The sequence below is a fragment of the Streptomyces sp. NPDC041814 genome (assembly GCF_055590565.1).
This window is the reverse complement of sequence record NZ_JBVJAM010000002.1, coordinates 132,889-154,581: the sequence shown is the minus strand read 5'-3', so window position 1 is coordinate 154,581 and position 21,693 is coordinate 132,889. Positions and strand designations below refer to the sequence as shown.

The following is a 21,693-nucleotide window of genomic DNA, read 5'->3' as shown; positions in this document are numbered from 1 at the left end:
CCATAGTCGACCGCCCTTGCGGTCCCCGCTCAGTGGTGCAGACTTCCGCCAATGAGCGCCGTTGCCTGGATCGCCGTGGGTTCGCTTGTCGCATGGGGGTGGCTGCTGCTGGGCCAGGGGTTCTTCTGGCGCACCGACCAGCGGCTGCCGAGCCGGGCGGCCCCGGAGCGCTGGCCCTCGGTCGCCGTCGTCGTCCCGGCGCGCGACGAGGCCGCGATGCTGCCGGTGAGCTTGCCGTCGCTGCTGGCGCAGGACTATCCGGGGACCGCTGAGATCTTCCTCGTGGACGACTGCAGCAAGGACGGCACGGGGGACGTCGCCCGCGCCCTGTCCGTGCGGTACGGGGGTCTGCCGGTGACCGTGGTGTCGCCGGGCGAGCCCGAGCCCGGCTGGACGGGCAAGCTCTGGGCCGTACGCCACGGGATCGCGCTGGCCCGGGCCCGGGAGCCGGAGTACCTGCTGCTCACGGACGCCGACATCGCGCATGAGCCGGACAGCCTGCGGGAACTGGTGGCGGCGGCGGAGACGGGAGGCTTCGACCTGGTCTCGCAGATGGCGCGGCTGCGGGTGGCGAGCGTCTGGGAGCGGCTGGTCGTGCCGGCCTTCGTCTACTTCTTCTCGCAGCTCTATCCGTTCCGGTGGATCAACCGGGAGCGGGGGCAGACGGCCGCCGCGGCGGGGGGCTGTGTGCTGCTGCGGGCGGAGGCGGCGGTGCGGGCGGGGGTGCCGGACTCGATCCGGCAGGCGGTGATCGACGACGTGTCGCTGGCCCGGGCGGTGCGGCGCTCGGGGGGCCGGATCTGGCTGGGGCTCGCGGACCGGGTGGACAGTGTGCGCCCGTATCCGTGCCTGGCCGATCTGTGGCGGATGGTCTCGCGGAGCGCGTACGCGCAGCTGCGGCACAATCCGCTGGTGCTGCTCGGCACGGTGCTCGGGCTGGCGCTGGTCTACCTCGCGCCGCCGGTGACGCTGGTCGCCGGGGTGCTGGGCGGAAGTGCGGTGGCGGCGTGGACGGGGGGCGCCGCCTGGGCAGTCATGGCAGGGACCTACATGCCGATGCTGGGCTACTACCGGCAGTCGCTGTGGCTGGCCCCGCTGCTGCCGTTCACTGCGCTGCTGTATCTGCTGATGACCGTCGATTCGGCGGTGCAGCACTACCGGGGGCGCGGTGCGGCCTGGAAGGGGCGTACGTACGCCCGTCCCGAGGCCGCACCGGATCAGTGACTCACCGGCACCCGTGCCGGGTCACTTGCGGCCCGGGGTCCAGTTCATGCCCCAGCCGTAGGCGTGGTCGATGGTGCGCTGCGGGCTGACCCCGCGCTGCGGCACCAGGTAGCGGGCCTCGCGCTGCACGGTGAGGTCGTTCCCCGTGTTGGTGATGAGCGCGAGGGCGCAGACCGTCGACGGGACCGTGCACTCGTCCAGCGAGAAGTCGATCGGCGCGCCGTGCTGCGGCTGGAGCGTGACGGTGGCGTGCAGGTCGGCGAAGCTGCGGGCGCCCTCGTAGATGGTGACGAAGATCAGGACCCGGCGGAGCTGGGCCTTGTGGTCGAGGTTGATCGTCAGGTTCTCGCCGGTGGCGACGGCACCGGTGCGGTCGTCGCCGTCGAGCTGCATGAAGGGCGGCTGGTGGAGCGCGCCGAAGGCGTTCCCCAGGGCCTGGACGACTCCCTTGCGGCCGTCGGTCAGCTCGTACAGGGCGCAGAGGTCGAGGTCGAGGTCCGAGTGGTTGGCGACGGCCCGGCCCAGCTTGCTGCCCCAGCCCTTGAACTGCTTGCGCACCTCCCAGTTGAGGTTGACGCGCATGGCGCCGGACGTGCCGCCCTGCTTGGTGAGGGAGACGGACGGCGCCTCCTTGGTGAGCGTCACCTTGGTCAGCCGGACGGGCTGGGTGACGGGCGGTGCCGGAGGGGCCGGGGGCACCGGCGGGGCCATCGGGGGCGCCATGGGCGCGGCGAGCGTCGGCTGCTGCGGCTGCGGGTACTGCGGAGGCGGCGGGGTGGCGGTGACCCGGGGGGCCTGGTGGGGCTGGGGGGCCGCCTGCGGCTGCTGGGGTTCGTCCACGGAGATCCCGAAGTCCGTGGCGAGCCCTTCGAGTCCGGAGCCGTAGCCCTGGCCGACCGCCCGGAACTTCCAGGCGCCCTGGCGCCGGTAGAGCTCGCCGAGGATGAAGGCCGTCTCCACGGTGGCGTCGGAGCTGTCGAAGCGGGCCAGTTCGGCGCCGTTCGCCGCGTCCAGGACGCGTACGTACAGCCCGCTCACCCGGCCGAAGGTGCCACCGTCGGCCGAGGCGGCCAGCACCACGCGGTCGATGGCCGGTTCCACCCGTGCCAGGTCGACCGCGAGGGTGTCGGTCGCCGCGCCGCCCGCGTTGCGCTTGCCCTCGTGGCGCACCGCGCCGGACGAGTGGGACGGCTGGTTGTAGAAGACGAAGTCCCCGTCGTTGCGCACCTTGCCCGAGCCGAGGAGAAGAAGCGCGGAGGCGTCCACGTCGGGTGTCCCCGGGGCGGGGCGCCACCCCATTTCGACACGCACGGCCTGGGCCGCCACTGGGACATTGGTTCCCTTTTGCATGGTCATGCTCGCCCCCATCACGAGTCCGCTTCCGAGACCTTTCCGGGTCAACCTACTGCCGGCCCCGCCGTGGGACCCATCGAGGTACGAATACGGGCGCCCGGACCCGTGGACGCGGCGCCCGCCCCTCCGTTCGCCGGATCAGGCGTCGGTGTCCTCCTGCCGCGTGCCCTCCTCGCCGTTGTGGACGACGCCCTTCGCGTCCAGACGGGGGTGGAGGGCCATCGGCTCCACCATGGTGACGTCGGACGGCCGTTGGCTCTCCGGCCCGTCGAGCCCCCAGCGCACCAGGCGCCGCGAGCGGGCGATCCGGCACACGGTGTCGCCGACCACGACCTCGTTGAGCCGGCCCGCGCGCAGCCGGTCGGCCGCCTCGGCCAGGACCCTCATGTCCGCGAGGTCGGGGTGGGTGCCCTCGGCGACGACGCTGCGGGCGTCCACATCCGGCCCGGCGGTGACCGGGATGGCGCCCGCCTGCCGGGGCCTGAACCAGGTCAGCGAGAAGTCGAGGGCGCGCCGGGCGTCCTGCGGGGTGGCGTGCAGGCCGCCACCGACTCCCCAGCGCTCGTCGCCGGTCCGTTCCACGACGACGAAGGAGGTCGGCAGGAGCAGGACGTCGGGATGGGTGTCCACGGCGCGCGCGGAGTCGCGCAGGACGTTGTCCGGGTACCGGCTCCCCTTGTACGCGAAGGAGCGCATGGTCAGCATCTCCGCCGCCTGGAGGGGCGTCACGGGCGCATCCGGGTCCAGGACCAGTCCGTCGTCGACCCCGGCGGTTTCCGTGCCGCGGGACCACTCGGGCAGGGCGGGCTCGGGGTCGGTGGGGCGCGGCAGCTCCACGCCGCCGTCGGGGGCCAGGCCCGCGTACTCCTCGGCGCGCACCACACGGTAACGCGTGCCGAGGACACTGACCTCGGACGGCTTTCCGGTCTCCAGCCGGGCGACCGCGCCGAGCAGGGCCCGCCGCTCCGTCTCGGTCTCCGTCTCGTCCTTGGCCCGGAACCACAGCTTGGACTGCAGGTCGTCCCTGGCCTGCTGGGGGCAGCCGCTCGTGATCGGGACGATCACCTTCCACCGCTGTCCGTCGTCCTCGGACTGTGAGGCCACGCCGAACAACGGGCCGCGGACGGCCAGTCTGTTGCGCGACGCGGCGTCGAAGGCGTCGGCCTCGATCGCGGCCTCGACGGGCTCCACCGGAATCCTCACCAGCACCGGCCGGGCGGCGGAAGGCACACCGTGTTTCTTCATGGCGTCATCCTGGCGTCAACGAAGTGCGTGGACGTGGCTTTCGCCGGATCATCCACCGTAAGTGCCGTCCCGGTTCGATGCGTTGCCGCCTTCGGTCGACAAGGGGTAAGGCTCGGGGCCCGGCCTCGGTTCTCTCGCCCACGTCATTGGCGCCCGGTGGGCACACCCACGGGAATTGCACTCCGGAAATCAGCGAGGGGCGCGAACCGTGCAAGATCGGCAGTGAATCAAGGGGGGATTCCCCCGGGTACGGGCCCGGGAAGACAACGATGTTTCGCCAGGTCAGGCAGGTAGGGCGAGGGTAAATCCGATGACCACAAAATTGGGACTCCCCAATCTGCACATCGTGGGCTTAACTTAGGTGTCATGACCTCCCCCCGCTCCACCTACGGTGGCGGCTACTACGCCGCGCCGTCGTTTGCCGACACCCCGATCTACGACTCCCTCGTCGCGGAGCGGGGCACCCCTCAGATCGCACCGATCCGAGTGCCCGCCGCCTACGACACCGGCAACAGCTACCTGCCGGCGCTCCCGTCGGCCCTGCCGGCGCTTCCCGCGGCCTCCTCCCAGCCCCAGCAGTCCTACGGCTACCCCCAGCCGGCGGCGCAGCAGGGCTACACACCGATGCAGCCCGCGCAGCTCCAGCACGCGCCGGCGCCGTACATCCCGCAGCAGCCCGCCGGTGGCCGCGGCATGTACCAGGCGCCCCCGCCGCAGCAGCAGCGCCCGGCACCGACCTCGGGCTACGAGTCGATGCGCCCCGCCGCGGCCCGCCCCGTCCCGGCCCAGTCCCCGTACGAGGACCCGTACGGCCGGCCCTACCAGGGCGGCCGGGGCTACTAGACACTTCGGATCAGGCGGCGCACGGCCCGGGGCGGGGTGCCCGGCAACACGGGTCCGTGCGCCTTTCCGCGCTCCGCGCGACCGGCCCGGGGGTGCCGGGAACTCACGGGGGCGCGCCGCGCGTTGAGTACGGTGGGCCGCCCGCACCGCGCGTGGACGGCACCGTACCGGCGGGGACGGGGGCGGAAGGGGGTGCGGGGACTGTGCGAGCGATGGCAGGCGTCTGGCGCTGGCGCCGCAATCCGCTGCGCCGGGCGACGGACCGGTGCGAGGCGTGGCTCGCCCTGACGGCGTTCCTGATGCTGATGCTGGCGGCCCCGGCGGTCGGCTGGCTCTGCGGGGCCCGGACGGACGCGGCGCTCCAGGCGTCGGTGCGCGCCCAGCGGGCGGACCGTCACCTCACCACGGCCGTCGTGGTGCGGCGGGTGGCCGCCGCCCGCTATGCCGCCGACCCCGAGATGTCCGGCGGCTCCATGCGGCGGGCCGAGGTGGTGGCCCGGTGGCACACCCCGGACGGGGCGGCCCGCACGGCGACGGTGACGACCGCCTCGCGCAACGCGTCGCCGGGGGCCCGGGTCCGGATCTGGACCGACAGCGAAGGCGCCCCGGCGCTCCGGCCGATGGACATACCGACGGCGCACACGCATGCCGCGCTCGCCGGCTTCGGGGCCGCGATGCTGTCCGCCCTGCTGATCGAATGCGGCCGTCGCCTGATCCTCCGGCGCATGACCTGGCGACGGTACGAACGGATCGACCGGGCCTGGGCGGCGGTCGGCCCGGACTGGGGCAGGACGGGCACCGGCAGCTAGAGCGTGGCCGGGCGGGTGCCGGGAGCTGCGCATCGGGTCAACTCCCGGAGTCCGCGCGCGCTACGGTGGACCGGCCCGCCCGTCGCTCTCCGGCAGGCGGACCCCGGCTGGTCGCTGCCGCGAGGCCGGTGACACGGGCACCACACACGCACGAGGCGGGGGCACGACAGCGCCATGGCACAGGGCACGGTCCAGGTGACGCACACCGGCACATCGCGGTGGCGGCGCCGCACGGGCGAATACGCCTCCCTCACCGCGGCGCTCGAAGCGGCGGCCGACGGCGACGTGCTCACCGTCGCCCCCGGCACCTACCGGGAGAACCTGGTCATCGCCCGCGCGGTCACGCTGCGCGGCCCCGAGGGCTCCGTCGGCTCCGTGCGCATCGCCCCCGCCGACGGGGTGCCGCTGACGCTGCGCGCCTCCGCCGTCGTCCAGGACCTCCACGTGGAGGGGCAGGATTCGGCGGCCCCGGCCGTGCTGGTCGAGGACGGCGCACCGGAGATAGCGGACGTCCGCGTCGTGACCCGCTCGGCGGCCGGTGTCGAGGTGCGCGGCGCGGCCCGCCCCACCGTGCGCCGGTGCACCGTCGACAATCCGGCGGGCGTCGGCATCGCCGTGCTCGACGGCGCGGGCGGGGTGTTCGAGGAGTGCGAGATCGTCTCGGCCGGGCAGTCCGGGGTCGCCGTGCGCGACGGCGGACATCCCCGGCTTGAGCGCTGCCGGGTCCACCACGCCTCCGGCGCGGGCCTGTCGGTCACCGGCGAGGGCAGCGGCCTGGAGGCGCTGGGCTGCGAGGTGTACGAGATCAAGGGCAGCGGGATCCAGGTGACGGCCCGCGCCTCCGCCCACCTCACCGACTGCACGGTGCACCGCACCTCGGCGGACGGCGTCACGCTGGACACCGACGCGGTGCTCACCCTGGCCGACTGCGACATCCACGACATCCCGGAGAACGCGGTGGACCTGCGTTCGCGGGCGGTGCTGACTCTGACCCGCTCGACGGTGCGCCGCTTCGGGCGCAACGGGCTCTCGGTGTGGGACCCGGGCACCCGGGTGGACGCCAACCAGTGCGAGATCCATGACAGTACGGGCGACTACCCGGCGGTCTGGGTCAGCGACGGGGCGACGGTGATACTGGATTCCTGCCGCGTCCACGACGTGCCGGACGCCTTGTTCGTCCTGGACCGGGGGTCGCGCGCCGATGTCGTGGACAGCGATCTCTCCCAGATCCGGAACACCGCGGTCTCGGTCAGCGACGGGGCGACCGCGCAGCTGGACGACTGCCGCATCCGGGAGGCGTCGACCGGGGCCTGGTTCCGGGACCACGGCAGCGGCGGCACACTGAACAACTGCACCGTGGACGCCGCGCAGACGGGCGTGATCGTCACCAAGGGCGCCGACCCCGTCATCGAGCGGTGCACGGTGACCTCCCCCGCCGAGGCCGGGTTCTATGTGTCCGCCGAGGGCCGGGGGACGTTCAACGGCTGCCGGGTCACGGGCAGCGACGGCTACGGCTTCCATGTGATGGAGGGCTGCCGGACGACGCTCACCCGGTGCCGCACCGAGCGGTGCGCGCGCGGCGGTTACGAGTTCCCGGAGGGCACCGGGCCCGGGAACGGCACGGGAAGCGGGCCGGTCGTGGAGGACTGCACCAGCGACGAGAGCGGGCTGCGCGCCGCCACTCCCCCGCCGGCCCCGGTCCTGACGGCCACGCAGACCTCGCCCGGGCTGCTCGGTTCGGTCCCCGCTCCGCGCCCGGCGGACCCGGCGCCGCCCGCCGAGCCCGCGCGCACGTCCGGGGAGGTTCTGGGCGAGCTCGACGCGCTGGTCGGCCTGGACAGCGTCAAGCGGGAGGTGCGGGCTCTCACGGACATGATCGAGGTGGGGCGCAGGCGCCGGGAGGCGGGCCTCAAGGCCGCGTCGGTCCGCCGCCATCTGGTCTTCACCGGTTCACCGGGTACCGGCAAGACCACGGTGGCCCGGCTGTACGGCGAGATCCTGGCCGCGCTCGGGGTGCTGGAGCGGGGCCATCTGGTCGAGGTGTCCCGGGTCGACCTGGTCGGTGAGCACATCGGCTCGACCGCGATCCGTACGCAGGAGGCGTTCGACCGGGCACGCGGCGGGGTGCTGTTCGTGGACGAGGCGTACGCGCTGTCACCCGAGGACTCCGGCCGGGACTTCGGCCGGGAGGCGATCGACACGCTGGTCAAGCTGATGGAGGACCACCGGGACGCGGTGGTGGTCATCGTCGCCGGGTACACCCAGGAGATGGAGCGGTTCCTGACCGTCAACCCCGGGGTCGCGTCGCGCTTCTCGCGGACCATCACGTTCAGCGACTACGAGCCGGCCGAGCTGCTGCGCATCGTCGAGCAGCAGTCCCAGGAACACGAGTACAGCCTGGCGTCGGGCACCGGTGAGGCGCTGCTGAAGTACTTCGCGGAGCTGCCCAAGGGGCCCGCCTTCGGCAACGGGCGCACCGCTCGCCAGACTTTCGAGTCGATGGTCGAGCGGCACGCCGGCCGGGTCGCCCAGCTCGCCGATCCGAGCACGGACGACCTCACTCTGCTGTATCCGGAGGACCTCCCGGAACTGCCCTGACGTCCTCGCCGACGGGCTCCGCCTGCTGGGGCAGGACGGGGGCGAGCCGTTCCAGGAGGGCGGCACGCTCCTCGGCGAAGACGGGGTCGGCCTGGTAGTCGGAGTGGCCGAGCACCGGTTCGGGCAGCGGGTGTTCGGGCGTCCGTCCGTAGACCAGCGGGTCCCTGAGCGGGCCCCGGTCGACCTCGGGGCCGGATTCCTCGCCGAGCCGGATCTCCCCGCCGATGGGGTCGGTGGCCCGCCACAGATTGCGCCAGCAGTGCACGGAGCGGTGCAGCCCGTGGAGCTGCCCGGCCCCGAAGTAGGCCGGGAACCAGCGGGCGTAGAGCCGTTCGATCGGCGATCCGTACGTGAGCAGGGCGACCCGGGAGCGGGTGCGGGCGGGCAGCTGCCAGACGGCGGAGGCCGCGAGGACGCTGCCCTGCGAGTGGCCGGAGATGACGAGCCGGCCCCGGGTGCGGCCGGTCCAGCCGGACATGCGCGAGGCCAGGTCGGGCACGGCGCGCTCCGCGTAGCAGGGCGGGGCGAAGGGGTGGGCGGCGCGCGGCCAGAACGTACCGACGTCCCAGAGGATGCCGATCGTGCGCCGGGCGGACGGGTCCCGGTAGGCGCGCCTGCCGCAGGCGACGAAGACGAGGAAGCCGAAGCCGATGAGCCAGGAGCCGGTGGACTGCGCCGCCTCGGCCACCGATTCGAGGAACGGACCGCTGCCGTCCAGCGCGAGTCCGGGGACCTCACCGGTGGCCCAGGACCCGGCGACCGCCCCCGCGCCCAGGACCAGGGTGGCGCCGGAGACGATCCCCACCACGCGGGGCGCCGAGTCGGTGAGCGCGGCGGTGGCCCGGATGCGGGCGATCCGCTTGGTCCGCGAGGGATCGGGGAAGCGTTCGCCGTACTCGGCGTCGACCACGGGTTCCAGCCGCCGGGCGACCAGCCAGGTGCGCAGGCCGAGTACGGCGGCCGGGACCAGGAGCAGCACGAGGAGGACGGGGATGACCGAGGCCTGCCAGCTGAGCAGCACCGGCGGCCCCTCTATCAGCGCGCTGCGCCCCATGCCCGGGCTGCCGGGCCCGTCGAGCCAGTCGGCGACGCGCTGGGCTACGCCTCCGGTCATCACGCCGCCGAGCGCGCAGGCGAGCATCGCGACGGCCGGTCCGCCGAGGCCGCGCAGGACGGTGCGCGGCTCCGGGCAGCGCCGGTACAGGTAGAGGGAGATCGCCGCGAGGAGGACCACCAGAATGCCCTCGGCGACGCTGACCGCCCGGAACAGCGTGGTGTCGCCCGGCAGCCTCCCGGAGGAGGTCCAGCCGGGGCGCGACCAGGCGGCGTGGACGGCCGCGAGCACGAGGAGGGCCAGCGCCGCGCCGGGCAGCCAGGTGATGACGGCCCGGTCGAGCCGGTTGTCGAGGCGCCGTTCGCTGCGGCCCCGGCGGCAGACCACCCAGAGCACGGCGACGAGCCCGAGGGCGAGGGCCCCTTCGATGAGCCGGCCCAGAAGCGGGGCGACCGGTCCGGTGAGGGCGCGGTCGTGGCGGGCGGCGGCCTCGGTGACGGCGGCGGCGACGGTGAGGAAGCCGGCCGCGGTGTGGGCGGCGCGCAGCCGGGCGACGAGACGGCGCCCGTACCAGAATCCGGGCCGTCCGAGGGCGGGGCGGACGGGTTCGGCGGCGGGTGCGGGGCCGTCGTCGCCCTCGTCGTCCGGGTCCGCCTCGGTCAGCGGGCGCTGGGACTCGTAGGCGCTCCAGGTGCGGTTGGACAGGAACCAGAGCAGCCCGACCAGCGCGGTAGGCACCAGCGCGGCCAGCGCCAAGCGGCGGCCGGGCTGGGACCACCAGCCGCCCTGCTCGGCGGAGAGGAAGCCGAGCCAGGAGCGCTTGTCGGAGCAGGCTGCGACGCCCGCGCACTGCCAGGCGGTGAGGTCGAGGGCGACCTCGCAGGCCGCGGCGGTCAGCAGCACGGTGAGGCTGAGCGCGATGAGCCGCACGAGGACGCCGTAGAGCCGGACGGCGCGGGGGCGGCGCCGTGCGGTGGGGCGCATCCAGTGGGCGAGGTTGATCACCATGAACGGGAGCAGCACCAGCCACAGCGCCCGGGAGCCGTTGCCGGAGGTGAGGTTGGACCAGCAGTACGCCTCGGCGATGGGCTTCTCGCGGTACCGCTCGGGGTGCTGTTCGGCGTCGACGTCGGCCGAGCGCCGGTAGATGGCGGCAGTCGTGTCGCCGGTGACCCGGACCGTGCGCGGGTCGGTCAGCATGTCCTGGGGGGTGGTCCCGCCCACCCCGTGGACCAGTAGTTCCAGCGCGGGGCCGGGGCTGCGCGGGGCAGGGGTGGGAGGGGGCACGTGCGTCTCGCTCTCGCAGGAGGGAAGGCGGCTGATGGCCGGTCACCGTTACTGACGAATCTCCCCCGGGCGGGGGCCCGCGACACCGGGCGTGGCAGGATGAGTCCGTCGATACGGACTCCTGTACGGCCAGAGGGAAGGGCGAGGCCCGGCGTTGAGCGAGAATCAGAATCTGCTCGCGGAGCAGCGGCGCGCGCTGATCCTTGACGAGGTGCGCCGGCGCGGCGGGGTGCGGGTCAACGAGCTGACCCGGAAGCTGAACGTCTCGGACATGACCGTCCGCCGGGATCTGGACGCGCTGGCCCGGCAGGGCGTGATCGAGAAGGTGCACGGCGGTGCCGTGCCGGTGGTCGAGGCGAGTACCCACGAGCCCGGTTTCGAGGCGAAGTCGGCGCTGGAGCTGACCGCCAAGGAGGACATCGCCCGGGCCGCCGCCGCGATGGCGGTGCCCGGCAGTGCGATCGCCCTGTCCGGGGGCACCACCACGTACGCGCTGGCCCAGCATCTGCTGGACGTACCGGACCTGACGGTCGTGACGAATTCGGTGCGGGTCGCGGACGTGTTCCACGCGGCGCAGCGGCCCGGCTCTCCGGGCGGCCGGCCGGGTGCCGCGACGGTCGTCCTCACCGGCGGGGTGCGGACGCCGTCCGACTCGCTGGTCGGCCCGGTCGCGGACCGGGCCATCGCGGAGCTCCACTTCGATGTGCTGTTCCTCGGGGTCCACGGGATCTCGGTGGAGGCCGGGCTGTCCACGCCGAACCTCGCGGAGGCGGAGACGAACCGCCGGTTCGTGCGGTCGGCGCGCCGGGTGGTGGTGGTCGCCGACCACACCAAGTGGGGCACCGTCGGTCTGAGCTCCTTCGCCTCGCTGGACGAGGTGAGCACGTTCGTCACGGACGCGGGGCTGCCCGCGGGTGACCGGGCGGAGATCGAGGAGTATCTGCCGGGGCTGCTGGTGGCGGGCGACACCGCGCCCGCCGAGGGCTGAGCATTCCGCTCCGTTCGCGGCACCGCTCGCACGCTCTAGGATCGCGGTGTGGCCGTGTTCCGGATCGAGCGCTTCTCCTCCTTGCCCGCAGCCGAGTCCTGGCGCCGGGTGACGGACTGGGAGCGGCATGCCGCGCAGGTGCCGCTGACCACGATCACGGTGCCGACGGGGCTGCCGACCCGGGTCGGGACGGTGTTCGTGGCGCGCACCGGGGTGGGTCCGCTGGCGTTCGACGATCCGATGGAAGTGGTCCGCTGGTCTCCGCCGGCGGGGAGCCGGGCGGGCATGTGCCGGCTGGAGAAGCGCGGCCGGGTGGTGCTGGGCCGCGCGTCGATCGATGTGTATCCGAACCGGGCCGGCTCCCATGTGGTGTGGGTGGAGGAGCTGAGCGTACGGCTGCTGCCGCGCTGGGCCGACCCGGTGCTGGCCGGTGCCGGGAAGCGGGTGTTCGGCCGGGTGCTCGACGCCATGCTGGACCGCCCGGCGGGCCCGTACGGCTGAGTGGTCACACCTCCGGCCAGCCGCCGGTGGCCAGGAACCGGTCGATGGTCCGGGTGTACGGGGCGATGTCGAGGCCCTGCGCGGCCAGCCAGCCGTCGGAGTAGTACTTGTCGAGGTAGCGGTCGCCGGGGTCGCAGATCAGGGTGACGACGCTGCCCCGCTCGCCCCGGGCGACCATCTCGGCGATCAGTTTGAAGGCGCTCCACAGCCCGGTGCCGGTGGAGCCGCCGGCCTTGCGGCCGATGGCCCGTTCCAGGGCGCGCACGGCGGCGACGCTCGCAGCGTCCGGGACCTTCATCATCCGGTCGATGGCGCCCGGGACGAAGCTGGGCTCCATCCGGGGCCGGCCGATGCCCTCGATGCGGGAGCCGCAGTCGCTGGTGGCTTCGGGGTCGTGGTGCGTCCAGCCGTCGAAGAAGCAGGAGTTCTCCGGGTCGGGCACGCAGATCCGGGTGTCGTGCTGCATGTAGTGCACGTAGCGCGCGATGGTCGCCGAGGTGCCGCCGGTGCCGGCGGTGGCGACGATCCAGGTGGGCTCGGGATAGCGTTCGAGCCGCAGCTGCTGGTAGACCGACTCCGCGATGTTGTTGTTGCCCCGCCAGTCGGTGGCCCGCTCGGCGTAGGTGAACTGGTCCATGTAGTGGCCGCCGGTCTCGGCGGCGAGGCGCGCCGATTCCTCGTACATCCGGCGCGAGTCGTCCACGAAGTGGCAGCGCCCGCCGTGGAATTCGATGAGCCGGCACTTCTCCGGGCTGGTGGTGCGGGGCATCACCGCGATGAACGGAACGCCGATCAGTTTGGCGAAGTACGCCTCTGAGACGGCGGTCGAGCCGCTGGACGCCTCGATGACCGGTTTGCCGGGCCTGATCCAGCCGTTACAGAGCCCGTAGAGGAAGAGCGAGCGCGCCAGCCGGTGCTTCAGGCTGCCGGTGGGGTGCGTCGACTCGTCCTTGAGGTAGAGGTCGATCCCCCAGCTCTCCGGCAGCGGGAAGAGCAGCAGATGGGTGTCGGCGGAGCGGTTGGCGTCGGCCTGGACCTTGCGGACGGCTTCCTTGAGCCAGGCGCGGTAGGCCGGGTCGGAGCGGTCGACGTCGACGGTCGGCACGGCTGCGCCGCCGTGCCCCTGCTCGGTGGTGTCCATCTGCGCGCTTCTCCTCGTACGGCGGGTCTCGGCCGGGCCCACGATATGCCCCCCACCTGCACAAACGTTGACTTTGATGGTCCATAGCAGTGCCTTGGTGTCGCGGTCGGGCGCCTGCGCCCCCGCACGGCCCGAATGCGCCGTTTGCGTACCGTCCCGCTCTGGTGTGCAGGCCCCGGGATGGGCACACTTCGTCTCAGAGGCATGACGAAGGGGGCGAAGGGGCCATGTCGGAAACGGAGTTCGGCACGACAGGCGTGACGGAGTTCAGCGCGACCGGTGTGCGCATCGACCGGTGGGCGCGCTCGGTCACCAGGGCGGGGCAGGTGACCGTGAAGGACGGGCGGGTGGCCCTCCTGACGAGTTACGGGCGGGAGATCGACAGCGCGCCGGTGGGCACGGTGAGCGCGGGCAGACCGTGGTTCGCGGGGGCGGACGCCACGGTGGCGCGGGTCAACGGGACGCGGTACCGGCTGACAATGCGGCGGCCGGACGGCAAACCCGGTGACGCCGCGCCCTCGCACCGGTTCCTGGAGGTGCTGTACAGCGCGGGGGGCCGCCGCTTCTGAGTCCGGCGGGCCGCGGGACACCGCGAGTTGCGGAGCCGTATGCCCTGAGCGACATTGGAGTCACGTCACTCATGGTGTACCGGCGGTGACACTGTGATCCAGGCCGCCGGCCCGGACTCAGCAGCAAGCCATGTGCTGGATCCGTTCCTTCGTCTTCTTCCGGACCTATTTCGGGGAGTCGCAGCCGTGATCAGCGAGCCAAGCAGGCACTGCACGGTGGAGCTCCAAGCCCTGCCGTCGCGGATCGGTCAGGTCCGCAGAATCATCTCGGCGCAACTGCGCTACTGGCATCTCGATTCTCTGATCGACCAGACAGCGCTGGGCGTCACCGAGCTCCTCACCAACGTGCACCGGCACGCACAGCCGGACAAGTCATGCACCGTCGAGATCGAGCTGCTGCTCGACCGGCTCACGGTGTCCGTCCACGACCACGATCCACGGCTGCCCACCGTGCGCGAGGCCGACGACTCCAGTACGTCGGGGCGCGGGCTCGCACTGATCGCCGCGGTCAGCGAAAGCTGGGGGGTGCGCCCCCGGGAGGGCGCGGGGAAGGCCGTGTGGTTCACGCTTCCCGCACCGGCGCCGCTCGCCCCGCCGTCGCACGTGGTGTACGGGGCGACGACGGACGGGCCGTTCGACCTGAGCGTCCTGAAGCATCTGGAGGGCTCACCGCCCTCGGCGTCCCGGTCGGCCGTGGTGGGCTGACCCGACCGGCCACGACAGGAGCGGGGCATCCCTGCCTGGGATGCCCCGCTCACGTATGCGCCGGGCCCCTTTTCTGTACCTACTAGTATGTACACTGTCCGCATGAGCACTCCGGACCGTCTGATCGAAGCCACCCGGGAGCTCCTGTGGGAGCGCGGCTACGTGGGGATGAGCCCCAAGGCCATCCAGCAGCACGCCGGTGTGGGCCAGGGCAGCATGTACCACCACTTCACCGGCAAACCGGATCTGGCCCTGACCGCCATCCGCCGCACGGCCGACGAGCTTCGGGAGTCCGTGGACCAGCTGCTCGACACGCCCGGATCGGCGTACGAGCGGATCTCGGCCTATCTGCTGCGCGAGCGCGACGTGCTGCGCGGCTGCCCGGTGGGGCGGCTGACCATGGACCCGGACATCGTCGCGAGCGACGAGCTGCGGGAGCCGGTGGACGAGACCATCGCCTGGCTGCGCGGCAGGCTCGCCGGCATCGTCCGCGAGGGCGTCGACCGGGGCGAGTTCGGCTCCGGCGTGGTGCCCGAGGACATCGCCGCCTCGATCGTCGCGACGGTGCAGGGCGGCTATGTGCTGGCCCGCGCCTCGGGTTCGACGGACGCCTTCGACGCGGGCGCACGGGGACTGCTCAGTCTGCTCGCCCCGCCCGCCTGACCTTTCGACCGCTTCAGGAGCAGCCGCACATGCGCATCACCAGGAACCGCCCCGACACCGAACCGGGTTCCTCCGCACACTTCAACGGCACGGTGTGGCTGGACGAGATCGCCGCCCCCGAACCGCCCTCCCGGCTGCGGATGTTCAGCGTGCACTTCGCACCCGGCGGCCACACCGCGTGGCACACCCACCCGCACGGCCAGGTCCTGCACGTCACCGAGGGCGAGGGGCTGGTGCAGCGCAGGGGCGGCCCGGTCGAGACGATCCGGGCCGGCGACACCGTATGGATCGAGCCGGACGAATGGCACTGGCACGGGGCGTCACCGCGCACGTTCATGACCCATCTCGCCGTGGTCGAGGCCGCCGGGGACGGCAGCACCATCCACTGGCACTCCGACACGCACGTCGCCGACTATCCGGCGTCCTGAGGAGCCCTTCGATGCATGCCACGCAGTACGAGATCACCCTGCCCGCCGATTACGACATGGACATCATCCGCCGCCGGGTGGCGACCCGCGGCCATCTCCTGGACGACTTCCCGGGGCTCGGGCTGAAGGCGTACCTGATGCGGGAGCGGGGCGAGGACTCGCCGGTCAACCAGTACGCGCCGTTCTACCTGTGGACCCGGCCCGAGGGCATGAACGCCTTCCTCTGGGGCTCCGGATTCCAGGGCATGGTCCAGGACTTCGGCCGCCCCGCGGTGCAGCACTGGACCGGACTGTCGTACGAGGACGGGCCCGCGTCGTCGGCGCTCCCCCGCTCGGCGACCCGCCACCGCTCGCCCGTACCGCCGTCGGTCGCCCCGGCGGACGCGGTGGAGGCGGCGCTGGAGGAGAACCGCCGGCTCGCGGAGGCACCGGGCGCCGTCGCCTCGGCGCTGGCCGCCGATCCCCGCCACTGGGAGCTCCTGCACTTCACGCTCTGGGACCACGAGGCCCCGGCCGCGCCCGGCGAGCGCTACCAGGTGCTCCACCTCAGCCGCCCCGAGCAGGACCGGATCACCAGGGGGCGCCAGTGGTAGCCGTCGTCCGTACCGTCCTCGGGGACATCGCACCCGGGGAGCTGGGGGTCTGCGACGCCCACGACCACCTCTTCCTGCGCAGCCCGGTGCTGCCGGGCCAGGAGCTGGACGACCCGGAGTGGGCGGCCGGGCGGCTGCGCGCCTTCCACGCACTGGGCGGCCGGGCCGTGGTGCAGTGGACGCCGCACGGCATGGGGCGCGGGGCCGGTGCGCTGGCCGGGCTGGCCCGGGCGACGGGCACGCACGTGGTCGCCGCGACGGGGCTGCACCAGGCGGCGCACTACCCACCGGAACTGCTGGACCGCGTCAAGGACGACCTCGCCGCGCTCTTCGTCACGGAGCTGACCGAGGGCATCGGCGCCAGCGGGGTGCGGGCGGGCCTGATCAAGGTGGCCGGCGCCTTCCACACCATCGACGCGCACGCCCGGCTCACCATGACCGCGGCGGCCGGGGCGCATCACCGCACGGGCGCGCCGATCGCCGTCCACCTGGAGCTGGGCACGGCCGCGCTCGACGTCCTGGAGCTGCTGTGCGGGGAGTTGGGCGTCCCGCCGCACCGGGTGATCCTCGGCCACCTCGGCCGCTCCCCGGACGGGGCGGTGCAGCGGGAGGCGGCGCGGGCGGGTGCCTTCCTGGCGTTCGACGGGCCGTCGCGGGCCAACCACGCCACGGACTGGCGGCTTCCGGAGGAGCTGGCGGAGCTGGCCGGGGCGGGGTTCACCGGGCAGTTGCTGCTGGGCGGCGACACGACGGTCCCGGAGACCCCCGGTATGCCGTTCCTGCTGCGCCGGCTCCGGCCCCGCCTGGAGGAGGTGCTCGGCGCCGAGGCGATGGGGACGGTGCTGGTGGCCAATCCGGCGCGGGCGTTCGCCTTCGAACCGCCGGTGGAGAGCGGGTCGGCGCGAGGGGCCTGACCTCTCAGGCGAGCGCCCCCAGCGGGTCGTCCAGGACCGGCTGCCAGGCCAGCTCCGCCGCCCCGACCAGGCTGTTGTGGTCGAGGGTGCAGGGCAGGATCGGCACGCTCCCGCTGCGCCCCCACAGGCTGCGGTCGGCCACCACCGCCCGCAGCCGCTCGGGGTCGGCGTCGAGCAGGGCGCGGTGCAGCCCGCCGAGGATGATCCGGTCCGGGTTGAGGATGTTGACGAGACCGGCGAGCCCCAGGCCGAGCCGGTCGATCAGCTCCTCGGCCGCGGTGCGCACGGCCGGGTCCCCGTACTCGTTGCGCAGCAGGTCGCCGGACTGCTTGAGCAGGGACTCCTCGGGGCCCGGGGTACGCCCCGCGGCGGTGAGGAAGGCGAGCGGGTCGGTCTCCACGTCGAGGCAGCCGCGCCCGCCGCAGTGGCAGGGACGGCCCTCGGGGTTGACGGTGAGGTGGCCGACCTCCAGGGCGAGGCCCGAACTCCCGGTGTGCAGGCGGCCGTCGAGGACGAGCGCTCCGCCCACGCCCCGGTGCCCGGTGGCGACGCACAGCAGGTGCTGGGCCTCGCGACCGGCGCCGTGCCGGTGCTCGGCGAGCGCGGCGAGGTTGACGTCGTTGCCGGTGAACGCCGGTCCCCCGATGCCCGCTTCGCGTACGCAGGTGGCGAAGATCTCGCGGACCGGGGCACCGGCGGGCCAGGCGATGTGCAGCGGGTTGAGGGCGGTGCCCTCCGGCTCGGCGACCGCCGACGGCACCGCGAGCCCGGCCCCGACGCACCGCAGTCCGCTGTCCCGGAGCAGCCGCGCGCAGTGGTCCACGACCTCGCCGATGACCTGGGCCGGGTCGGCGGTGATGGTGACGCAGCCGGGGGCGGTCGCGACGAGCCGGCCGCCGAGGCCGACGAGCGCGGCGCGGAAGCCGTCCGCGTGCACCTGGGCGGCGACGGCCACCGGGCCCGACTCCCGTACGGCCAGCCGGTGCGAGGGCCGGCCCTGCGAACCCGCCGCCGAACCGGGGCTGGAGTCGACCCGGATCAGGCCGAGGGCTTCCAGCTCGGCGGCGACCGCGCCCGCCGTCGCCCGGGTGACCCCCAGCTCGGAGGTGAGGACGGCGCGCGTGGGCGCGCGCCCGGTGTGGACCAGTTCAAGGGCGGGTCCGAGCGCGCTGCGGCCCCTCTCCAACTTCGTCCGGGTGGTGGTCGCCTTGCCGTTCATGGGGGCGAGTCTCCCATGATCCCGGCGGTGCCTTTGACGCCGTGGTGGCCGATTCGCCCCGGGCGCCGGGCCCTGGCGCGCCCCGGAACGGAGCGCTCCGGGCCGGGCGGGCCGGCCGTCTTGCACCGGCCGCCGGGCCACCCCTATGCTGAGTTTGTGCCGCAACTAAACAAACTGCGGACGGCACTCCCGGGGGGACTTGGCGGCAACACCGCCCCGCTCTCGTCGGCCCGTCTCCGTACCGCGCTGACCGTGTTCTTCGCCCTCGACGGTTTCCTCTTCGCCGGCTGGGTGGTCCGTATCCCGGCCATCAAGCACCAGACCGGCGCCTCGGCCGCCACCCTCGGCCTCGCACTCCTCGGCGTCTCCGCCGGTGCCGTGATCACCATGACGCTCACCGGCCGGCTCTGCCGCCGGTTCGGCAGCCACGCGGTGACCGTGGCCTGCGGTGTTCTCCTCTCGCTCAGCATCGCGCTGCCCGCCCGGACGCACTCGGCCCTGTCGCTGGGGCTCGTGCTGCTGGTCTTCGGTGCCGCGTACGGCGGGATGAACGTGGCGATGAACAGCGCTGCGGTGGACCTGGTCGCCGCCCTGCGCCGCCCCGTGATGCCCAGCTTCCACGCCGCGTTCAGCCTCGGCGGGATGCTCGGCGCGGGGCTCGGCGGGCTCGTCGCGGGCGGCCTCTCGCCGTCCGTGCACCTCTCCCTTCTGACCGGAATCGGACTGGTCGTCACCGCGCTCGCCGGCCCGGTCCTGCTGCGGCACCCGGCGCCCGTACCCCCGGAGCGGGCGGACGCCCCGCCCACCCGGTCCGGACAGCGGCTGTCCGGGCGGGCACGCAGGGTGGTGCTGCTGTTCGGCCTGATCGCGCTCTGCACCGCGTACGGGGAAGGCGCGCTGGCCGACTGGGGCGCCCTCCACCTGGAGCAGGACCTGCACGCCCGTCCCGGGGTCGCCGCCGCCGGATACTCGCTGTTCGCGCTGGCCATGACGGCGGGCCGGCTCAGCGGCACCGCCCTCCTCGAACGGCTCGGGCAGACCCGCACGCTGGTGGCGGGCGGCGCCACGGCGGCCGCCGGGATGCTCCTGGGCTCGCTCGCCCCGACGGCCTGGCTGGCGCTGCTCGGCTTCGCGGTCACCGGGATCGGCCTCGCCAACATCTTCCCGGTGGCGGTCGGCCGGGCCGGCGAGCTGGCCGGACCGGGCGGGGTCGCCGCGGCCTCGACGCTCGGTTACGGCGGCATGCTGCTCGGGCCGCCCGCGATCGGTTTCCTGGCCGACTGGTTCTCGCTGCCGGTGGCCCTGACCACGGTGGCGGTGCTGGCGGGTGGCGCGGCGGCCCTGGGGTACGGGGCCCGAAGGGCGGCGCACACCTGACCGGGCGGACCTGACGCACCGCCCCCAGGGACGCCCGGCCGGCTGGCACAATCCGTCCATGAAGATCACGGATCACATAGCGGCCCTGGCCGCCGAGGGCCGCCTGATGGCGGACGCTGCCGAAGAGGCGGGGGCCGGGGCCCCGGTCCCCACCTGTCCCGACTGGCGGGTGCGCGATCTGCTCCGGCACACCGCGATGGTGCACTCCTGGGCCGCGGCCTTCGTGCGCGAGGGCCACACCTCGTACGTCCCCGACGGCGGGGAGCCGCGGCTGGACGGCCCGGAGCTGCTTGCCCGTTTCCGCGAAGGACACCGGCTCCTGGTGGAGACGCTGGAGAACGCGCCGCAGGACGTGGAGTGCTGGTCGTTCCTCCCGGCGCCGTCGCCGCTCGCCTTCTGGGCCCGCCGCCAGGCCCATGAGACGACGATCCACCGGGTGGACGCCGAGTCCGCGCGCGGTGGCGGCCTCTCCCCCGTCGACGCCGGACACGCGGTGGACGGCATCGACGAACTGCTGCGGGGGATGCACGCCCGCCCGAAGAGCCGGGTGCGCACCGCGACCCCGCGCACGCTGCGGATCCGGGCGACGGACACGGACACCGTGTGGACCGTACGGCTGTCCGCCGAGCCGCCGGTGGCGGTGCGGGAGGAGGGGCAGGGCGGGGCATCCGCCGTGGACTGCGAGCTGAGCGCGCCGGCCGGGACGCTCTACCTCGCCCTGTGGAACCGGCTCCCGCTGTCGGCCCTCACGGTGACGGGCGACGAGGAACCGGCGCGGATCTGGCGCGAGAACTCCGCGATCACCTGGTCCTGACGCCGTACCGGCTCAGCCGCGGCGGCCCAGGAGGCCGACGGTGCGGGCCAGTTCCGTGACGGCGTGGCGGAAGAAGACCTCGCGGGCCTCCACCACCCGGTTGAACTGGCCGAACACCTCGAAGGAGATGAGCCCGAACATCTGGGACCAGGCCGCGACGAGCGGGGCGGCCACCGCCGGAGCCAGCCCCGGGGACACGTCCGCGGCGAGCCGTTCGGCCTCCGGGCGCAGTTCGTCCGGGAGCGGCGGCAGCGCCAGGCCCTCGTCGCGGCGCGCCTCCTCCACGATGCCGATGAGCACCATGCCGACGCGTGCGGCAGGGCCGACGGTGTCCTGCGGCGCCGAGTAACCGGGCACGGGTGAACCGTAGATGAGCGCGTACTCGTGGGGGTGGGCCAGCGCCCAGTCGCGTACGGCGCAGGCGACCGCGACCCAGCGGGCGAGACCGGTGGCGGGGGCGCCGGACGACCCGGCGGCGCGCCGGGCGCGCTCGGCGGCCTCACCGACCGCGTCGTACGCGTCGACGATGAGAGCGGTCAGCAGGTCGTCCCGGCTGGGGAAGTAGCGGTAGAGGGCCGAGGAGACCATGCCCAGTTCGCGCGCGACGGCGCGCAGCGACAGCTTCGCCGCGCCCTCGGCGGCGAGCTGTTTCCTCGCCTCGTCCTTGATGGCGGCGGTGACCTCGATACGGGCCCGCTCCCTGGCTCCCCGGACAGCGCTCATGGGGCTCAGTCTGCCATGCGCGCAGAGCGGCGACCAATAACGAGAGCAGTGCTCTTGCTTTTGTGCACCGCTCCCGTGCACACTGATCTCAAGCGAGAGCACTGCTCTCCAAAACGCTTTCTCAACCGTGGGGGTCACACACCATGTCTTCGTCGCAGACGCAGCCGTACTACCTGCAGGGCAGCCCGCTCAACGTCCGCTTCAACAGCCTTGTCGGCTGGCTCGCGCGCCACGGAATCAGCCTGCTCGGCTCACGGGAGCTCTCGGTGCGGGGCCGCAAGAGCGGCCAGATGCAGCGCGTCCCCGTCAACCCGCACACCTACGAGGGTGCGCGGTACCTGGTCTCCGCCCGCGGCCACTCGCAGTGGGTGCGCAACATGCGGGCGGCGGGCGGCGGGGAACTGCGCCGCGGCCGCCGGACACAGCCCTTCTCGGCCGTGGAGATCGCGGACGACGCGCACAAGGCGGCCGTCCTCCGCACCTACCTGAAGCGGTGGGGCTGGGAGGTCAACCAGTACTTCCGGGGCGTCACGGCGAAATCCACGGACGCCGAGATCCTGGCGGCCTGCCCCGACCACCCGGTCTTCCTGATCAGCGAGAAGGGCTGACGCACCGTACGGCGCGCCAGCCCCCGAAAGCCCGCGT

20 protein-coding genes and 1 pseudogene are annotated in these 21,693 nt (G+C 73.5%); 15 read left to right on the top strand and 6 right to left on the bottom strand.

Annotated features, from left to right (window positions below; translation table 11 throughout):
• The first annotated feature begins 51 nt into the window (after positions 1-51).
• Positions 52-1,224 (top strand): glycosyltransferase, encoded by a 1,173-nt coding sequence (locus tag ACZ6C6_RS06090; protein WP_469199573.1) that lies wholly within the window; start codon positions 52-54, stop codon positions 1,222-1,224.
• Between the two features lie 21 nt (positions 1,225-1,245).
• Here the strand turns inward: ACZ6C6_RS06090 and ACZ6C6_RS06085 are convergent, their stop codons facing one another.
• Together ACZ6C6_RS06085 and ACZ6C6_RS06080 are read right to left on the bottom strand one after the other, a co-directional pair.
• On the bottom strand, positions 1,246-2,592 hold the full coding sequence (locus ACZ6C6_RS06085; protein WP_469199571.1) for a TerD family protein: 1,347 nt from the start codon (positions 2,590-2,592) through the stop codon (positions 1,246-1,248).
• 123 nt (positions 2,593-2,715) lie between these two features.
• The gene (locus tag ACZ6C6_RS06080; protein ID WP_469199569.1) at positions 2,716-3,822 is read right to left on the bottom strand and encodes a DUF5954 family protein; all 1,107 of its coding nucleotides are present in this window, start codon (positions 3,820-3,822) and stop codon (positions 2,716-2,718) included.
• Positions 3,823-4,188: 366 nt separating this feature from the next.
• Here ACZ6C6_RS06080 and ACZ6C6_RS06075 point away from each other — a divergent pair, with 366 nt between their 5' ends.
• The 3 genes from ACZ6C6_RS06075 (at position 4,189) to ACZ6C6_RS06065 (ending at position 8,072) form a co-directional block, all read left to right on the top strand.
• Positions 4,189-4,665 (top strand): DUF6643 family protein, encoded by a 477-nt coding sequence (locus ACZ6C6_RS06075; protein WP_469199567.1) that lies wholly within the window; start codon positions 4,189-4,191, stop codon positions 4,663-4,665.
• A gap of 212 nt (positions 4,666-4,877) precedes the next feature.
• On the top strand, positions 4,878-5,474 hold the full coding sequence (locus ACZ6C6_RS06070) for an Rv1733c family protein (RefSeq protein ID WP_469199566.1): 597 nt from the start codon (positions 4,878-4,880) through the stop codon (positions 5,472-5,474).
• 174 nt (positions 5,475-5,648) lie between these two features.
• The gene (locus ACZ6C6_RS06065; RefSeq protein WP_469199564.1) at positions 5,649-8,072 is read left to right on the top strand and encodes a right-handed parallel beta-helix repeat-containing protein; all 2,424 of its coding nucleotides are present in this window, start codon (positions 5,649-5,651) and stop codon (positions 8,070-8,072) included.
• Here ACZ6C6_RS06065 and ACZ6C6_RS06060 read toward each other — a convergent pair.
• Positions 8,045-10,326 (bottom strand): annotated as a pseudogene (locus tag ACZ6C6_RS06060) (hypothetical protein); the annotation flags it as partial. The gene ACZ6C6_RS06065 and the pseudogene ACZ6C6_RS06060 sit on opposite strands and share 28 nt — an antisense overlap.
• A 241-nt stretch (positions 10,327-10,567) precedes the next feature.
• Between ACZ6C6_RS06060 and ACZ6C6_RS06055 the strand changes: the two are divergent.
• On the top strand, positions 10,568-11,401 hold the full coding sequence (locus tag ACZ6C6_RS06055; protein WP_469199562.1) for a DeoR/GlpR family DNA-binding transcription regulator: 834 nt from the start codon (positions 10,568-10,570) through the stop codon (positions 11,399-11,401).
• Positions 11,402-11,449: 48 nt separating this feature from the next.
• Positions 11,450-11,902 (top strand): SRPBCC family protein, encoded by a 453-nt coding sequence (locus ACZ6C6_RS06050; RefSeq protein WP_469199560.1) that lies wholly within the window; start codon positions 11,450-11,452, stop codon positions 11,900-11,902.
• A gap of 4 nt (positions 11,903-11,906) precedes the next feature.
• Here the strand turns inward: ACZ6C6_RS06050 and cds1 are convergent, their stop codons facing one another.
• Positions 11,907-13,043, bottom strand: coding sequence for an L-cysteine desulfhydrase Cds1 (cds1, locus tag ACZ6C6_RS06045; protein WP_469199558.1), 1,137 nt, complete (start codon positions 13,041-13,043; stop codon positions 11,907-11,909).
• 227 nt (positions 13,044-13,270) lie between these two features.
• Here cds1 and ACZ6C6_RS06040 point away from each other — a divergent pair, with 227 nt between their 5' ends.
• The 6 genes from ACZ6C6_RS06040 (at position 13,271) to ACZ6C6_RS06015 (ending at position 16,915) form a co-directional block, all read left to right on the top strand.
• Entirely contained in the window at positions 13,271-13,612 is a 342-nt protein-coding gene (locus ACZ6C6_RS06040; protein WP_469199556.1) for a hypothetical protein, read from the top strand.
• A gap of 186 nt (positions 13,613-13,798) precedes the next feature.
• Entirely contained in the window at positions 13,799-14,317 is a 519-nt protein-coding gene (locus ACZ6C6_RS06035; RefSeq protein ID WP_469199554.1) for an ATP-binding protein, read from the top strand.
• Positions 14,318-14,404: 87 nt separating this feature from the next.
• The gene (locus ACZ6C6_RS06030; protein WP_469199552.1) at positions 14,405-14,980 is read left to right on the top strand and encodes a TetR/AcrR family transcriptional regulator; all 576 of its coding nucleotides are present in this window, start codon (positions 14,405-14,407) and stop codon (positions 14,978-14,980) included.
• 29 nt (positions 14,981-15,009) lie between these two features.
• Entirely contained in the window at positions 15,010-15,408 is a 399-nt protein-coding gene (locus tag ACZ6C6_RS06025) for a (R)-mandelonitrile lyase (protein WP_469199550.1), read from the top strand.
• A gap of 11 nt (positions 15,409-15,419) precedes the next feature.
• Positions 15,420-16,001: a DUF4865 family protein gene (locus tag ACZ6C6_RS06020; protein ID WP_469199548.1), complete on the top strand. Its 582-nt coding sequence runs from the start codon at positions 15,420-15,422 to the stop codon at positions 15,999-16,001.
• Positions 15,995-16,915: a phosphotriesterase family protein gene (locus tag ACZ6C6_RS06015; protein ID WP_469199546.1), complete on the top strand. Its 921-nt coding sequence runs from the start codon at positions 15,995-15,997 to the stop codon at positions 16,913-16,915. Before ACZ6C6_RS06020 ends, ACZ6C6_RS06015 begins: the two co-directional genes overlap by 7 nt.
• Before the next feature lie 4 nt (positions 16,916-16,919).
• On the opposite strand, the gene ACZ6C6_RS06010 is transcribed toward ACZ6C6_RS06015, so the two are convergent.
• Positions 16,920-18,134, bottom strand: coding sequence for an ROK family protein (locus ACZ6C6_RS06010; RefSeq protein ID WP_330311002.1), 1,215 nt, complete (start codon positions 18,132-18,134; stop codon positions 16,920-16,922).
• Positions 18,135-18,290: 156 nt separating this feature from the next.
• Between ACZ6C6_RS06010 and ACZ6C6_RS06005 the strand changes: the two genes are divergently transcribed.
• Together ACZ6C6_RS06005 and ACZ6C6_RS06000 are read left to right on the top strand one after the other, a co-directional pair.
• On the top strand, positions 18,291-19,511 hold the full coding sequence (locus ACZ6C6_RS06005; protein ID WP_469199544.1) for an MFS transporter: 1,221 nt from the start codon (positions 18,291-18,293) through the stop codon (positions 19,509-19,511).
• Between the two features lie 58 nt (positions 19,512-19,569).
• Positions 19,570-20,325, top strand: coding sequence for a maleylpyruvate isomerase family mycothiol-dependent enzyme (locus ACZ6C6_RS06000; protein ID WP_469199542.1), 756 nt, complete (start codon positions 19,570-19,572; stop codon positions 20,323-20,325).
• Between the two features lie 12 nt (positions 20,326-20,337).
• Here the strand turns inward: ACZ6C6_RS06000 and ACZ6C6_RS05995 are convergent, their stop codons facing one another.
• Complete coding sequence (locus ACZ6C6_RS05995) at positions 20,338-21,048, bottom strand: TetR/AcrR family transcriptional regulator (protein WP_469199540.1); 711 nt, start codon at positions 21,046-21,048, stop codon at positions 20,338-20,340.
• Positions 21,049-21,191: 143 nt separating this feature from the next.
• Between ACZ6C6_RS05995 and ACZ6C6_RS05990 the strand changes: the two genes are divergently transcribed.
• Positions 21,192-21,656 carry a nitroreductase/quinone reductase family protein gene (locus ACZ6C6_RS05990; protein WP_469199538.1) on the top strand — a complete coding sequence of 155 codons (465 nt, stop codon included), beginning with the start codon at positions 21,192-21,194 and terminating at the stop codon, positions 21,654-21,656.
• The last annotated feature ends 37 nt before the right edge of the window (positions 21,657-21,693 follow it).

Coding starts and splice junctions, on each gene's coding strand:
- ACZ6C6_RS05995 (WP_469199540.1), bottom strand. CDS start 21,048: ATGAGCGCTGTCCGGGGAGCCAGGGAGCGGGCCCGTATCGAGGTCACC.
- ACZ6C6_RS06065 (WP_469199564.1), top strand. CDS start 5,649: ATGGCACAGGGCACGGTCCAGGTGACGCACACCGGCACATCGCGGTGG.
- ACZ6C6_RS06030 (WP_469199552.1), top strand. CDS start 14,405: ATGTACACTGTCCGCATGAGCACTCCGGACCGTCTGATCGAAGCCACC.
- ACZ6C6_RS06085 (WP_469199571.1), bottom strand. CDS start 2,592: ATGGGGGCGAGCATGACCATGCAAAAGGGAACCAATGTCCCAGTGGCG.
- ACZ6C6_RS06000 (WP_469199542.1), top strand. CDS start 19,570: ATGAAGATCACGGATCACATAGCGGCCCTGGCCGCCGAGGGCCGCCTG.
- ACZ6C6_RS06075 (WP_469199567.1), top strand. CDS start 4,189: ATGACCTCCCCCCGCTCCACCTACGGTGGCGGCTACTACGCCGCGCCG.
- ACZ6C6_RS05990 (WP_469199538.1), top strand. CDS start 21,192: ATGTCTTCGTCGCAGACGCAGCCGTACTACCTGCAGGGCAGCCCGCTC.
- ACZ6C6_RS06040 (WP_469199556.1), top strand. CDS start 13,271: ATGTCGGAAACGGAGTTCGGCACGACAGGCGTGACGGAGTTCAGCGCG.
- ACZ6C6_RS06090 (WP_469199573.1), top strand. CDS start 52: ATGAGCGCCGTTGCCTGGATCGCCGTGGGTTCGCTTGTCGCATGGGGG.
- ACZ6C6_RS06020 (WP_469199548.1), top strand. CDS start 15,420: ATGCATGCCACGCAGTACGAGATCACCCTGCCCGCCGATTACGACATG.
- ACZ6C6_RS06080 (WP_469199569.1), bottom strand. CDS start 3,822: ATGAAGAAACACGGTGTGCCTTCCGCCGCCCGGCCGGTGCTGGTGAGG.
- cds1 (WP_469199558.1), bottom strand. CDS start 13,043: ATGGACACCACCGAGCAGGGGCACGGCGGCGCAGCCGTGCCGACCGTC.
- ACZ6C6_RS06025 (WP_469199550.1), top strand. CDS start 15,010: ATGCGCATCACCAGGAACCGCCCCGACACCGAACCGGGTTCCTCCGCA.
- ACZ6C6_RS06070 (WP_469199566.1), top strand. CDS start 4,878: ATGGCAGGCGTCTGGCGCTGGCGCCGCAATCCGCTGCGCCGGGCGACG.
- ACZ6C6_RS06010 (WP_330311002.1), bottom strand. CDS start 18,134: ATGAACGGCAAGGCGACCACCACCCGGACGAAGTTGGAGAGGGGCCGC.